This is a genomic window from Alteromonas sp. (genome assembly GCF_984505615.1).
Map to the genome: position 1 here is coordinate 320,944 of NZ_CFHOXV010000002.1, position 14,227 is coordinate 335,170.

The 14,227-nt window shown below is 49.5% G+C and carries 16 protein-coding genes; 4 read left to right on the forward strand and 12 right to left on the reverse strand.

Going from position 1 to position 14,227, the window contains the following annotated elements; translation table 11 throughout:
* Positions 1-820: TonB-dependent receptor domain-containing protein (locus AC4PME_RS03035; RefSeq protein WP_491226088.1), on the forward strand; the 820-nt coding region annotated here is incomplete at its 5' end.
* Positions 821-866: 46 nt separating this feature from the next.
* Here AC4PME_RS03035 and AC4PME_RS03040 read toward each other — a convergent pair.
* A complete protein-coding gene (locus AC4PME_RS03040) occupies positions 867-1,061 on the reverse strand; it encodes a (2Fe-2S)-binding protein (RefSeq protein ID WP_119500676.1) in 195 nt (64 codons plus the stop codon).
* 224 nt (positions 1,062-1,285) lie between these two features.
* On the opposite strand from AC4PME_RS03040, the gene AC4PME_RS03045 reads away from it, so the two are divergent.
* Positions 1,286-1,891: a peroxiredoxin gene (locus tag AC4PME_RS03045; RefSeq protein WP_119500677.1), complete on the forward strand. Its 606-nt coding sequence runs from the start codon at positions 1,286-1,288 to the stop codon at positions 1,889-1,891.
* Between the two features lie 80 nt (positions 1,892-1,971).
* Here the strand turns inward: AC4PME_RS03045 and AC4PME_RS03050 are convergent, their stop codons facing one another.
* Together AC4PME_RS03050 and rnt are read right to left on the reverse strand one after the other, a co-directional pair.
* On the reverse strand, positions 1,972-3,294 hold the full coding sequence (locus AC4PME_RS03050) for a sugar porter family MFS transporter (RefSeq protein WP_119500678.1): 1,323 nt from the start codon (positions 3,292-3,294) through the stop codon (positions 1,972-1,974).
* Positions 3,295-3,400: 106 nt separating this feature from the next.
* Positions 3,401-4,036, reverse strand: coding sequence for a ribonuclease T (gene rnt, locus AC4PME_RS03055; protein ID WP_119500679.1), 636 nt, complete (start codon positions 4,034-4,036; stop codon positions 3,401-3,403).
* Between the two features lie 190 nt (positions 4,037-4,226).
* Here rnt and AC4PME_RS03060 point away from each other — a divergent pair, with 190 nt between their 5' ends.
* On the forward strand, positions 4,227-5,090 hold the full coding sequence (locus AC4PME_RS03060) for a flagellar protein MotY (protein WP_491046458.1): 864 nt from the start codon (positions 4,227-4,229) through the stop codon (positions 5,088-5,090).
* A gap of 8 nt (positions 5,091-5,098) precedes the next feature.
* On the opposite strand, the gene glpQ is transcribed toward AC4PME_RS03060, so the two are convergent.
* Positions 5,099-6,112, reverse strand: a complete 1,014-nt coding sequence (glpQ, locus tag AC4PME_RS03065; protein ID WP_491046475.1) for a glycerophosphodiester phosphodiesterase — start codon at positions 6,110-6,112, stop codon at positions 5,099-5,101.
* Between the two features lie 205 nt (positions 6,113-6,317).
* On the reverse strand, positions 6,318-6,677 hold the full coding sequence (locus tag AC4PME_RS03070) for a hypothetical protein (RefSeq protein WP_491046457.1): 360 nt from the start codon (positions 6,675-6,677) through the stop codon (positions 6,318-6,320).
* Between the two features lie 317 nt (positions 6,678-6,994).
* Between AC4PME_RS03070 and AC4PME_RS03075 the strand changes: the two genes are divergently transcribed.
* Positions 6,995-7,435 (forward strand): aspartyl protease family protein, encoded by a 441-nt coding sequence (locus tag AC4PME_RS03075; RefSeq protein ID WP_474844740.1) that lies wholly within the window; start codon positions 6,995-6,997, stop codon positions 7,433-7,435.
* A 4-nt stretch (positions 7,436-7,439) separates the two neighbouring features.
* Here AC4PME_RS03075 and nth read toward each other — a convergent pair whose 3' ends face one another.
* Genes nth through rsxA form a run of 7 tightly spaced genes read right to left on the reverse strand, consistent with a single transcriptional unit; the run spans position 7,440 to position 14,010 of the window.
* Positions 7,440-8,075 carry an endonuclease III gene (nth, locus tag AC4PME_RS03080; protein ID WP_349585343.1) on the reverse strand — a complete coding sequence of 212 codons (636 nt, stop codon included), beginning with the start codon at positions 8,073-8,075 and terminating at the stop codon, positions 7,440-7,442.
* 8 nt (positions 8,076-8,083) lie between these two features.
* Complete coding sequence (locus tag AC4PME_RS03085; protein ID WP_491046456.1) at positions 8,084-8,776, reverse strand: electron transport complex subunit E; 693 nt, start codon at positions 8,774-8,776, stop codon at positions 8,084-8,086.
* Complete coding sequence (rsxG, locus tag AC4PME_RS03090) at positions 8,773-9,423, reverse strand: electron transport complex subunit RsxG (protein ID WP_491046455.1); 651 nt, start codon at positions 9,421-9,423, stop codon at positions 8,773-8,775. Before rsxG ends, AC4PME_RS03085 begins: the two co-directional genes overlap by 4 nt.
* Positions 9,420-10,493, reverse strand: coding sequence for an electron transport complex subunit RsxD (gene rsxD / locus AC4PME_RS03095; RefSeq protein WP_491046454.1), 1,074 nt, complete (start codon positions 10,491-10,493; stop codon positions 9,420-9,422). Before rsxD ends, rsxG begins: the two co-directional genes overlap by 4 nt.
* On the reverse strand, positions 10,494-12,854 hold the full coding sequence (gene rsxC / locus AC4PME_RS03100) for an electron transport complex subunit RsxC (protein ID WP_491046474.1): 2,361 nt from the start codon (positions 12,852-12,854) through the stop codon (positions 10,494-10,496).
* 5 nt (positions 12,855-12,859) lie between these two features.
* Positions 12,860-13,429 (reverse strand): electron transport complex subunit RsxB, encoded by a 570-nt coding sequence (gene rsxB / locus AC4PME_RS03105; protein ID WP_119500688.1) that lies wholly within the window; start codon positions 13,427-13,429, stop codon positions 12,860-12,862.
* On the reverse strand, positions 13,429-14,010 hold the full coding sequence (gene rsxA, locus AC4PME_RS03110; protein ID WP_491046453.1) for an electron transport complex subunit RsxA: 582 nt from the start codon (positions 14,008-14,010) through the stop codon (positions 13,429-13,431). The genes rsxB and rsxA overlap by 1 nt, the downstream gene beginning before the upstream one ends.
* Positions 14,011-14,227: the final 217 nt, after the last annotated feature.

Consider the following 14,227-nt stretch of genomic DNA (forward strand, 5'->3'; position numbering starts at 1 on the left):
CGGTCTGGAAGATCAGGCAACCTTGCCGCCTACCCATCCTATTTCCGTGCAACTGGGAGCAGAACCTCTGACGCCGGAAGAGTCTGTGAACGGTAGTGTGGGCTTTGTCGCTTTTTGGGATGAAGATTTTTACCTCACGCTGGACTATTTCAATATCCGTCTGCAGGACAGAATAAGTACAACATCTGCCATCCCTCTTACTGACAGTGATATCGACCTGCTGTTAAGTCAGGGTAACCGTGAAGCGGATAATTTTAATGCGATAAAGTTCTTTGCCAACGATTTCGATACCGAAACACAGGGTATAGATGTAGTAGTGAATTACCGTTTTGATGTCGCCGGTATTACCCATGCGCTTACTACCTCGATGAACTGGACTGACACTAAAGTAAAGCGGTTATCGGCATTCCCGCAACGAAACCGTGACGGTGAAGTGGTGCTGGTACCCAGTCTTACCCCACAGCGGGTCAGAATGCTGGAAGATAACCTGCCAGCCGTCCGGGTAACCAGCACGTTAAAACAGCACTGGCAGGCCTGGTCACTGTTGTGGCGCCTGAAATATTATGGCAGTTTTTATGAAGACCACGTAGATGCGGCAGCAGACATGGACATTAACAGTGGCAGTATGATTACGCTGGATACAGAGCTGAGCTGGCATTATTCAGAGAATCTGACCTTCGCGTTAGGTGCATCTAATCTGTTTAATACGTATCCGGACCGGAATCCTTACAGTGAGGTCGTCGGCGCGTTGTATCCGCCTACAGCGCCGTCCGGCATCAATGGTGGTTTTTATTATCTGCAGTCGCGATACGACTTTTAAGAGAAGAAAGGGAAGAATAAACGTCAGAGAAGTGTGACAGTAAAGATCAGCACACTTCTTTGAAAAGAGATTCATCGACAATGGTCGAATCGATAATTTGCTGGGCCATCTGAATGCATTTGCCGCACTGGTTCCCCAGTTCTAAATGCTGACGCAGCTCACGGATGTTACCCACACCGTCCTGTTCCACTGCATTCATGATGTCTTTATCCGTCACGCCGTAACACATACAAACGAACATACAACAAACCTTATTAACTTCAACGTGAATGATAATAGTTGTTATTTGTATAATTAGCAATACTTCTGCAACAATCTTTCGATTAATCTTTAGTCTACATTAAGAAAACAAAGGGATTTATTTTCGATTTGAGCCTGAAAAACCTTGGCTTTCAGATAACTGCACCTATATTGGTTATGCCTGCGGGCAAACAGATAATATTTAAAAGATTAATGGAGCGAACAATGAGCGTACTGGTAGGCCGTCCGGCCCCTGACTTTACTGCAGCAGCTGTTTTAGGAAGTGGTGAAATTGTAGATTCTTTCACGTTAAGTGAAGCTATCAAAGGTAAGAAAGCCGTTGTGTTCTTTTACCCTCTGGACTTCACTTTCGTATGTCCTTCTGAGCTGATCGCATTTGATAAGCGTTATGAAGAATTCCAGAAGCGCGGCGTGGAAGTGATCGGTGTTTCTATCGATTCTCAGTTCTCACACAATGCGTGGAGAAATACACCGGTAAATCAGGGCGGTATTGGTCCGGTTAAGTACACTCTGGTTGCTGACGTTAAGCACGAAATTTGCCAGGCCTACGATGTGGAACATCCTGAAGCGGGTGTTGCTTTCCGTGGTTCATTCCTGATTGATGCTGAAGGTAACGTACGTCACCAGGTCGTTAACGATCTGCCTCTGGGCCGCAACATTGATGAGATGCTGCGTATGGTTGACGCGCTGACGTTCAATGAAGAGCACGGTGAAGTATGTCCTGCTGGCTGGACTGAAGGTAAAGCGGGTATGGATGCATCTCCTGCCGGTGTTGCTAAATACCTGTCTGAAGAAGCAGACAAGCTGTAAGCAAAGCCTGAAATACCGGAAAACGCCGCACGGAGCACTGCTCCTGCGGCGTTTTTTTATTCCTGCTGTGGCGTTATCACTTAACGCTGTGAGCGGGAAAGTGTATCTCCCAAATCTTCCAGCGTTTCTCCTCTTGTCTCGGGGAAAAAGGTAATCACACAGATAAGCTGGCAGGCCATCATAACCGTAAAGAACGCAAACAGAGCGGATGCTGAAAACTGGCTCAGCAACCAGGGCATCAGCAGGGCAATCAGCGCTGCGAACACCCAGTGAGTACTGCTGCCCAGGGCCTGACCTTTGGCGCGGACGCTATTAGGAAATATCTCTGAAATAAACACCCATATAACAGCACCCTGGCCCATGGCATGAGAAGCAATGAATAAAAATATCAGACCCACCACGAGTATTCCCTGCCATTGCAACCAGAACGCGCAGGTGAGCAGGCTCAGAGACACCAGATAGCCCAGTGAGCCGGCAAACAGCAATTGTCGTCTGCCCATTTTATCAATCAGTGCCAGTCCGGCGAGGGTAAACACCAGGTTTACCAGACCAATGCCTGCACTGGATAACAAAGCCGAAGAAGCATCCAGGCCGGCCAGTGAGAATATTCTGGGTGCAAAGTAGATAACAAAATTAATGCCTGACAACTGATTAAACATCGCCACCAGAAAAGCCAGCAACACCGGTAAACGGTAGGCAGCATTAAACAGTGACGGACTGCGATGATTCTGAACATCCCGCTTTACCGCAGCCAGCACAGCATCCGGGTCAGTTTCACCGGCGCGGAGCAAAATATCACGGCTCTGTTTTTCATCATTCCGGTGCAGGAGCAGCCAGCGCGGGCTTTCCGGTACATTAAGTACTAATAACAGATAAATCATTGCCGGAATGGCTTCTATACCCAGCATCCACCGCCAGTCGAGGCTGAACCAGGCGGAGAGTATAAAATTTGAAAGAAAGGCGATGAGAATACCAAACACAATCTGGAACTGATAGGTGGCTACCATACGGCCCCGTTTCTGCGCCGGCGCAATCTCAGCAATGTAGGCGGGCACCGCAATGGACGACACACCGACCCCAAACCCGCCAATAAAGCGCATAATGCTGAAAAACACAGGATCGGTTGCCAGTGCTGAGCCTATGGCTGACACCACATACAAAATGCCAATGCCAACAAGTACTGGTTTGCGTCCAAACTTATCGCAGGGAATATTGGCGGTGAGGGCGCCGGCAACGGTACCCCACAGGGCAGAAGACATGACCAGCAATCCGTGAGTCAGATCTGAGGTTTGCCATAAAGCCTGAATGGGTTGATCAGCGCCGGAAATAACAGCGGTATCAAACCCGAAAAGAAAACCGGCGAAGGCGACGGTCAGGGTCCAGAGGACAACGGGATGTTTCATAACGTACACGACTTAAACGATTCAGTTATTCTCAGTGTACGTTACAATTTGTTAACAAGGAAGAGGCGGCGCCAAATAGAAACAGGATAGCTGTCCCTTTGACCGGTTATTCGGCAGGCGCGACTGGCCAGCCACCTAAATGTTTGTAGCGGTTCACAATGTAGCAAAACAGTTCTGCTGTCCGCTCTGCATCGTAAAGGGCACTGTGTGCTTCACTCTGGTCAAACGCAATCCCGGCTTCGCGGCATGCCTTAACCAGTACTGTCTGACCAACGGCTAACCCAGCCAGTGTCGTTGTGTCGAAAGACACAAACGGGTGAAACGGAGTGCGCTTAATATTACTGCGGGCAATCGCGGCATTTACAAAGCTCTGATCAAAGGTGGCATTATGGGCCACAATTACTGAGCGCTGACAATCTGCATCTTTTTGCAGTTTGCGGATTTGCTTACATACGTCTTTCATGACATCGGCTTCATCCAGTGCGCCCCTTAACGGACAATGAGGATCGATACCATTAAACTCTAGTGCAGCCGGCTCCAGGTTCGCGCCCTCGAAGGGATTGACATGATGATGCACGGTTTTGTCGGGGTGCAAATCACCTTGTTCATCCATACGCAAAGTGACAGCAGCGATTTCCAGCAGTGCATCAGTTGTAGCATTAAAACCGGCAGTTTCCACATCAATAATGACAGGAAAATAACCACGGAAACGGTGCTTTAACAAATTCGCGTTTTCAGACATAGAACGAAGAAGCCTCTGAATAAACAAGTGCATGGGCAAAGGAAAAGTGGATTATCGCAAGATACGCCGTATGTATCTACCTTTGTTACCTGTAAGGGAAGGGGATTATACTGACCATTGTGCTAAACTTTTTGCGCAGGGCGGCGATAAAGAAAGAGCCACCTCTTTTCTCTTAGTTTCAGGGCATATTATGTTTCGACAGGCTTTATTGTGTTTTTTGCTGATAAGTGCACCGGGTTACGGCGCAATGCGCCAGTATTCTGCGACTGTGGAATCCTCTGACTGGCAATTGAAAGATGAAAGCCGTCTGCAGTGCACTTTATCTCATGCAGTGCCCGGTTACGGCGATGCCGAGTTCTCCAGCGTAGCGTCGAAGCAACTGAATATGGAATTCGAGCTGGACATGCAACTGCTGCCGAAGAAATTTGGCATGGCCGCCGTTTATTCCGTCCCTCCTTCATGGATGCCCGGCGCAGCACCTAAAAATATCGCTGATATGACTCTGCGAACCCAGTACAACGGCGACCTGCCTGAGCAAGCTGCCTGGACAATGCTCAGTGAACTGGAAAAGGGCTACTGGCCGACTATCTACTATCAGGACTGGTACAACGAATACGACAAAGTGGCTGTTGCCCTGAATGCCAGCAACTTCACACCGGTATACCGCAACTTCGTGAAGTGCGTGTCACAACTGTTGCCCTACAGTTTTGATGATATTGCCTACACCGTGCTGTCTTACGAGAAAAACAGCGTAGACTTAACGAAATACTCAGAGAAGCGTCTGAACATGATCGGAGAATACCTGAAAGAAGACAGCGGACTGGAACTGGTGTTACTGGACGGTTATACCGACAGCTATGGTGGACGCTGGAGCAACGAGCAGTTATCTGTCCGCCGTGCTAATCAGGTGAAAGAGTATTTTACAGCCATGGGTGTGGATGCCTCCCGTATCGAAGTCACTGGCCACGGCGAGAAGCGTCACATCTCGCCAAATGACAACAGTGACGCCCGTGCGCTCAACCGCCGCGTTGTGGTGCGGTTATCCAGGGGGTAGACGTCTGGTTATTTTCCGCTTTGTTGTAAAAAGCTTTTTACCGGCGGGACCTGATCGGTAAAAACACCATCAACCGCCAACGGTCCGGTTAGCAGTCCGAGGATCTGTTCTGCTGTCATACCTGTTGGCAGTGCATCAATTCTGAATGTATAAGGGTGAATAATCAGCCCTTCTTTTTTCGCCGTTGCCAGCCAGGAAGCAGGGACAACCTTACCTTGCTGCATTGCCTGCATGTCCAGTAACTGTGGTAACCAAGGACCAATGCCATCAGCATATTTTGCAATATCATGCATGCCCTGTTCAGTCAGAAGTGCCTGGTAATCAGTGGAAGACTCACCCCAGCTGTTGTCAGCCAGCAACAAAACTATCTTGCCTTTAAAACCCAGCTCGTCGCGCAGACGCTTAACTTCAGCAAAATCAAAACACTGCACATAAATATTGGCATTCCCGCCATTGAGGTCATAGCGCGCCAGTGTATCAAGCAGAAGTTGGCTGATATCTGTGCCTTCTTTTTTATGCCAGGCTGGCGACTTGATTTCAGTATAAAAGCCAATGTTGCTGTTAAATTCGCGGTTTAATTCACTGATGAGTTCTATATGTTCATCTAACGTAGCAATGGTAAACAGCGCTTTATTGCCATGATAGCGCTTGGCAAACACTTGTTTTCCAGCGGTATCCGCCCGCTCTTTTACTTGAAGAGTGCGCAATTCCGCTAACGTGAAATCCAGCGCATACCAACGGCCATCGTCACGGGCGCGGTCAGGAAACTTCGCGGCCACATTGGTTACTGTATCCAGATGAATATCATGAAGTACAACCAGTTCACCATCTTTAGTGGCTACCACATCCTGTTCGATGTAATCCGGTTGCTGGGCAAACGCCAGTGTTGCAGCTTCCAGTGTATGCTCGGGAAGATAGCCGGATGCACCTCTGTGAGCAATGATATCGAATGCAGCAGCACTGGTACTCAAACACAGTGTAGAAAAGGTGAAAGAGAGCAAAGTGTTTTTTAACACAAACAGATCCTTTATTGGTGAACGACACAGGTAACGACAGCAAAAGAAAAGCATACAGGATGTTTTTGCCGGTACCAAAACCTCTATTCTGGCGGGGAAAGAAGACATTCGTGTGACGTAGATCTGTAAAAGCGGAAGGTACTGAAAAAATGGTCAACGAGGAAAGAGAACAGGACGGCCTAGTCAATTCTACGCCGCCCTGACATTATGTTCAGAAGCGCTTAAACGGGGGACGAGTGCCCTGTTTTCCGCTTTGTTGTTCCGTTTCCAGCAGTTCAAACTGAGCGACATCGTATACAGGCATCGTTGTTGTGATGCGGCGGTAGGGAGGTTTACCCCGCATGATGACCTCTTTCACTTCCACATACTCTTTAGGTTCGCCACCTGCCAACTCAAGTTGAGCCACGTCATGTACCGGCAGGCTGACTATTTTGCGTTTAAACGGTGGTTTACCGGCATAATCCACAACCTGGATATCAACCATTTCATTATTTCGTGTTTCGCCGGCAGCCGCTCCGGTAAACAGGGGCGGTAAAACACATAAGCTCAGCAGAGAGAGGGTTCTTTTCATAACAGTGTCCTTTTGTTTGCATCAAAATGGTGCTTTATTCCATTGTATGGCTGAATAAAAATGAAACAATACTATCTGGAGATAGTTTTAATCTATCAGCTGTAGGGTTTAGAGAATGCTTAGCTATCAAATGTGGACGATTTCACTACTTTTTTTCTTTTCATGCTTTTTGGTGGTGCAATTTGGCTGGTTGTGCACTTATTTGGTTTGTTGGATGGGCACTGAGAGGAACAGGGTAATGAAATATCAGTAACTTACCGGAATGGCGTTTAAGTTGCTGTAACTGTACAGGTATCGTCAGCAGGGCCGGAACAGTTATGAAGAGCATCATTTTATGGGTAGCAGGAATGCTGCTTACAACTGCCGTAGTTGCCAGTGAACAGGCGGTGCCACTTGACCAGAGTGCAGGCGGTACCCTGTACCTTGAAGCGACGCTTGAATCGGCAGTCACAGCTTCATTTCTTCTCGACACCGGCTCCGGCTTGCTGACCTTAAATAAAGCAACTTTTGAGGCGTTAACCAAAGGCCGGAAGCTGAAACAATCGGGTAAATCGGCAGCCAGACTGGCGAACGGTAAAATTCTCACTGTGTCGCAGTATCAGCTCAGTTCAATCCGTATCGGGCAGGCTTGCGAACTGGGTCCGGTAGAAGTTGCCGTGATGCCCGGAGGAAACAATATTCTGGGTATCAATACACTGCTTAAAGCGGCACCTATGACCATCACGGCTGAATCCGTCACCCTGTCCGGTTGCCGCTGATAAATCAGACTTCTGTTTTTTCCTTAAACTCACACAAGTCTTCAATAATACAGGAACCACAACGTGGTTTGCGGGCGATGCAGGTATATCGGCCGTGCAGGATTAGCCAGTGATGAACGTCGACCTTAAATTCAGCTGGCACGACTTTTAACAGCTTTTCTTCCACTCTGTCTACGTTCTTACCCATGGCAAATTTAGTGCGGTTTGATACCCGGAATATGTGAGTGTCTACAGCAATGGTGGGCCAGCCGAATGCTGTATTCAGTACTACGTTCGCCGTTTTACGGCCAACGCCCGGCAAAGCTTCCAGCGCCTCCCGGCTTTCCGGTACCTCGCCATTGTGCTTTTCAACAATGATCTTGCTGAGCTTGTGCACGTTTTCGGCTTTGGCATTGTAGAGGCCAATAGTTTTGATGTATTCCTTTAAACCATCTACGCCCAAATCTGCGATAGCCTGCGGCGTATTGGCCACGGGAAACAATTTGGCCGTCGCCTTATTCACACCCACATCGGTGGCCTGTGCGGACAAGGTCACTGCGACCAGCAATTCAAAGGGTGTAGTGAAGTTCAATTCAGTCGTGGGATGAGGATTAGCATCTCTCAGCCGGGTCAGAATTTCCTTTCTTTTAGTATTATTCATAGCAACACTTAACTTTCAGTAGTTACCCTGATTCGGGTGACGGTTTTGGCTTCCGGAACCTTTTTGGCAGCCATCCGCGCGTCAACAACATTTTTAAGAGCAATGAGCAGACCCATGCCAATGAATGCGCCCGGCGGCAAAATAGCAAGCAGGAAAGGCTGGTCTGTATCAAACAAAGTAATGGTCCAGTTGGTCGCTATGCTGCCAAAAAGACGGTCGGCTCCGCTTAGCAGGGTACCGGAACCCAGCGCTTCGCGCATGGCGCCAAGTAACATCAGCACAGCAGTAAACCCTGCACCCATCATCAGGCCGTCAAGGGCTGCCGGAAGGACCGGATTCTTAGAAGCAAAGGCTTCAGCCCGGCCAATGATGGCGCAATTTGTCACAATTAACGGAATAAAAATGCCAAGTGTTAAATAAAGTTCGTAAGTAAAGGCGTTCATCAGTAGCTGAACAACGGTCACGAAACCTGCAATAACCATCACAAACACCGGGATCCGGATTTCGTTCCTGACAATATTACGTACCAGGCTCACGGTAATATTTGAACCAATCAGCACCAGTGTGGTTGCCAGCCCCAGGCCAAGCCCGTTAATAACTGTTGCGGTGACCGCAAGAAGGGGGCACAAACCCAGAAGCTGAACCAGTGCAGGATTATTTTTCCATAAACCTTCGATGGTCAGATTTTTCCACTCACTCATTCTGAACCTCCGGGTTGCTTAGCCATGCAATTAACTGGCAAGGCAAATAAAGACTCACGGTTTGCTTCCACATACAACAGGGCCCGTTTTACTGCACCTGTAACGGCACGGGGAGTAATCGTTGCGCCGGTAAACTGGTCAAATTTGCCACCGTCTTTTTTTACCTGCCATTTGTTCAGCGCAGAATCATCAAAGGACTCACCGCTGAAGGATGTTATCCAGTCACTGACTGACAATTCAATTTTGTCACCCAGCCCGGGAGTTTCCTGGTGTCTCACAGTCCGCACGCCGGTTACCGTCATGTCATCAGTGACACCGATAACAACGGCAATATCACCACTGTAACCGTCCGGTGCCACAGCTTCAATAGCAAGGGCGGCGGGCTCTCCGTTTAACCGTGCACGGTAAACGTGGCGTAAAGTGCCCGGCTTACCAAGCATCGGATCAGTGACGGCGGTGCAATCTGCATACAGTTCATTATCATAAAGCGATTGGGGTACCACTTCGTTCAGCAAAGACATCAATTTTTGCTGTTCCTGCTCTGCAATGCGCGACTCAGTGCCGAAAAAAGTAGTGGCAATTAAACCGGTGGTCACAATGGCAAAAGCGCCCAGCATGACGCCATTTTTCACAATACTGTTCATCATGCTTTACCCCGCGGATGGCCGTAGGTGCGCGGACGGGTGTAATAATCGATTAGCGGCACAGCCATGTTCATGATAATGACCGCAAAGGCGACCGCATCAGGATACCCGCCAAACGTACGGATAATCACAATCCAGAATCCGATGAGCGCGCCAAATACTATCCGACCTCTTGCTGTGGTGGAGGCGGAAACCGGATCAGTGGCAATGAAAAACGCACCGAATAATACGCTGCCGTTGATAAGGTGAAACACCGGTGACGCGTAGATATCCTGATTGAGCAGATGAAAAAATAAAGCGCACAGGGCAACGCTGGCGATCATGCTGCCGGGAATGTGCCAGCTGATAACCTTCAGACGCCACAGCGCCAGCCCGCCAAGGGCCCAGGCTGCGCTTACCCAGGACCAGCCTGCGGCACCGCTGTCAAAAAGGCCTCCATCGTAAATTGGCGATGCCAGTAACTCAGAGTAAGTTGAAGAACGGGTCAGGCCGGTTTTCACCTGATCCAACGGCGTCGCAGATGTCATGCCGTCAGCCACATCCCTGATTTGAGTAACATCCAGACCGGTTTGCGTATAACCGGTAAAAATCAGGCTCAATGTATCTGTAAAGGATAATGCTGTCGCTCTTACGCCTTCCGGTGGCAGCCACTGAGTCATTGCTGCAGGGAAAGATACCAGCAGCACGACATAAGCCACCATCGCCGGATTGAACAGGTTATAGCCCAATCCGCCGTAAAGCTGTTTCACGATTGCTATGGCGAAAAAAGTGCCGGTAACGGTCATCCACCAGGGCAGAGTAGGAGGGATACTGACTGCCAGCAGGCAGGCTGTGAGTACGGCACTGTAATCAGACAGATTGCGTTTAACCTGTTTATTACGCAGAGACAAAATCGCGGCTTCTGTTGCCAGTGCTGTCGCAACAGCAAGGAACGCCTGAATGATGACGCCCCAGCCAAAGAATACAACCTGACAAGCAATGCCCGGCAACATGGCGTACAGCACCAGGCGCATGACCTGACTGGTATCACGCTTTGCGCGTAAGTGAGGGGAACTGGCAAGATTTAGTTTCATTTAGTCATTATTCCCGTTGTCTCTGGCGGCTTTTTTCGCTTTTGCTTTTGCAACCGCAGCAGCAATACGGGCTTTCTTTTCATCCGCAGGATCTGCTTTTTTTTGTACTGTGTCTGAATCAGCCTGTGCATCTGTTTGCTTGTCAGCGTCGGGTTTATCAGTCGTTTCCTGAGCCCCTGTTCCGGTTTTTGCAGCCTGTTCCGGTGCGCCATCATTGTCTTTTGCCGCCTTTTTCGCTTTTGCTTTGGCAACAGCGGCTGCAATACGCGCTTTTCTGGCTTCTTCAGCAGACGGTGCTGCCGGGGAGGATTGGGTTGCTTCAGGTTCTTTTTGTGCCGGTTCTGGCTGAGCCGGTTCTGTTTGTACCGGCGGTTTTTCGCTGTTGTCGTCTGCAGACTGTTGCGCTTCTCTGGCCGCCTTTTTGGCTTTAGCTCTGGCTATGGCTGCTGCAACTGCAGCTTTCTTATTGTCAGTTTCGCCTTCCGGTGCAGGAGCGGCGTCAGCGGAATCAGCAGGAGGCGTTGCATTTTGAGCTGCTTTCTTAGCTTTCGCTCTGGCTATGGCTGCTGCAACTGCGGCTTTCTTATTGTCAGTTTCGCCTTCCGGTGCAGGAGCGGCGTCAGCGGAATCTGCAGGAGGCGTTGCATTTTGAGCTGCTTTCTTAGCTTTCGCCCGGGCAATGGCTGCTGCGACTGCAGCCTTTTTATCATTTGCAGCAGGAGCTTCTTCCTGTGGAGCGGGCGCCGTTTCCGGTTGCGCTTCTGCTTTTTGTGCTGCCGCTTTGCGGGCTTTGGCACGTGCCAGTGCGGCCGCTACTTTATCTTTGGGTGCTGTATCGCTGCTTTGAGAGGCTGGAGCGTCAGTTGCCGGTTGTGCGGCAGCTGCCAGCCTTGCTTCTTTGGCTTTACGATGTTTCGCTTCCCGCTCTTCTTTTTCCCGTTCAAGACGGGCCTTGCGGGCTTCGAAACGTTCTTTGGCTTTGTCTGCTTTAGCTTTTTCGTCAAGCTCCAGGCGAATGTCAGCTTTGGCTTTACGGTAATAATGAACCAGCGGTATTTCACTGGGGCATACATAAGCGCAGGCACCGCATTCGATACAATCAAACAGATTATATTCCTGTGCCTTATCGTATTCTTTCGCTTTACTGTGCCAGTACAACTGTTGCGGAAGCAATGTTGCCGGACAGGCATCAGCACAGGCACTGCAACGAATACAGGCGCGTTCGTCGTCACCGTTTGTGAGTTCACCTGTCGCCGGTACCAACAGACAGTTGGTGGTTTTTACCACCGGTACCGCGGCGTCATTTAAGGTAAAGCCCATCATCGGGCCGCCCATGATGACCTGTGGCGTTGTCTGCTTTTCACCGAGGTAACCCGCCTGAGACAATACGTGATTCACCGGTGTCCCGAGGCGAACACGATAGTTTCCGGGGCGTTTAACTGCCTGACCTGTGACGGTGACGATCCTTTCGACCAGGGGTTTACCTTCAATAATGGCTTGTGCAACTGCAAAGCAGGTACCCACATTGAACATGGTCACACCCACATCAAGAGGTAATCCTTTGCGGGGCACTTCACGGCCGGTCACGACCTGAATAAGTTGTTTTTCACCGCCGGCAGGGTACTTTGTCTCTACTGTTGCCACACGGATGTGGGGCAGGGTTTCAACCTGTTTTGACAAGACCCTGATGGCTTCAGGTTTGTTGTCTTCAATGGCGATCACCACGCATTTGGGTGACAGCAGGTGTACAAGAATTTCAATACCGGCCATGATGCCGTCAGCGTGCTCACGCATCAGTCTGTCGTCTGACGTGATATAAGGCTCGCATTCCACGCCGTTGATGATCAGAAACTCAACAGGCTTGTTGGTGGTCACCTTAATGTGGCTGGGAAAGCCGGCGCCCCCCATACCTGAAATTCCTGCATCACATAACTTTTCAGTCAGTGATACCTTTTCTACTTTTGCATAGTCTGGGCAGGGAGAAAGAGGATACCAGGTATCATGGCCATCGGCTTTCAGCGTAACGCAAAGTTCATCCAGACCACTGGGATGAGCGGTAACATGCTGCGCGATGCCGGCTATGGTACCGGAAGTGGGCGCATGGACAGGCACAGAAAAAGGCTGGCTGGACTGGGTCAGTGGCTGACCTTTGAGAACCTTATCGCCCGGGCGTACCAGTAAGGTGCCTTCTGTACCAATATGCTGGCGTACCGGCACAACGTATTCCTTTGCCAGCGGCAGATCCACTATTTGAGTCTGATTCGAAAGCCCTTTATGACCTTCAGGATGTACGCCGCCGGGAAAGCTGCTGAGCTGACCCTTATCCAGCCGGGCCAGAACCTCTTCATAAACAGGAAACATCACGATTACGACACCATCTTAATTGGAATATCGCCTTTGGGCGTTTTATCAAAATCCCATTTCCATGACGCCGTTGTGGTTTCAACGGGCACCATGTCGATACAGTCAACAGGGCAGGGGTCCACGCAGAGATCACAGCCCGTACATTCCTGAGTCAGTACAGTGTGCATATGTTTTGCAGCGCCCAGAATGGCATCTACCGGACATGCCTGAATACATTTGGTACAGCCGATACATTCATCTTCGCGGATGAAGGCGACCTTTTTCACGTCTTCTTCACCGTGGGCTGAATCGAGGGGTTTGGCTTCTTTACCGGTCAGGTCGGCAAGTTTCTTAATTGTGGACTCGCCGCCGGGCGGACATTTATTAATGTCATCACCGTTTGCAATTGCTTCTGCATAGGGGCGGCAACCCGGATAACCACACTGACCACATTGTGTTTGCGGTAAGATTTCATCGATTTGCTCAACCAGAGGGTCGGCTTCAACTTTAAAGCGGATGCTGGCATAGCCTAAAAGCAGGCCGAATGCGACGGCAAGCACGCCGATGGCGATAAGTGCTACTGATATCGTCATTATAATTTCACCAGACCGCTGAAACCCATAAATGCCAGCGACATAAGGCCGGCGGTAACCATGGCAATAGAAGCGCCTCTAAAAGCCACCGGTACATCTGCCGCGGCCAGACGTTCACGCATTGCAGCAAATAAAATAAGCACAAGAGAAAAACCAACAGAAGCACCGAAGCCGTAAATCAGGCTCTCAATGAGATTATGTTGCTCTGTCAGATTTAGCAGGGCAACACCCAAAACCGCGCAGTTGGTAGTGATAAGAGGCAGAAATATTCCGAGTAGCCGGTATAAGGTCGGGCTGGTCTTATGCACGACCATTTCTGTGAACTGAACCACGACGGCAATAACCAGGATGAATGCCAGTGTACGCAGATAACCTATGCCCAGGGGCACAAGCAGCCAGGTTTCGACCAGATAACTGGTGACAGATGCCAGTGTTAAAACAAAGGATGTCGCCATGGCCATGCCAATGGCCGTTTCAAGTTTGCCGGACACGCCCATAAAGGGGCATAAACCCAGAAACTTAACCAGCACGAAATTGTTAACGAGTACTGTACCCACAAGGAGTAACAAAAAATCTGTCATAGTAAAAGCAGTGAACGCATATTGGACATTAGAAAATTTAAAAAACAGCAGTGTCTGTCACGTTGCGTATTATCGCTTTTTGTCGCGCGATTAACAACTTAATACAAATGAGAATAATTTAAAGAAATGAATTTCTGCGATAAAACAAAGGGAGGAAATAAGAGTGGCTCCCCCTCCCCGACTCGAACGGGGGACCTGCGGATTAACAGTCCGTCGC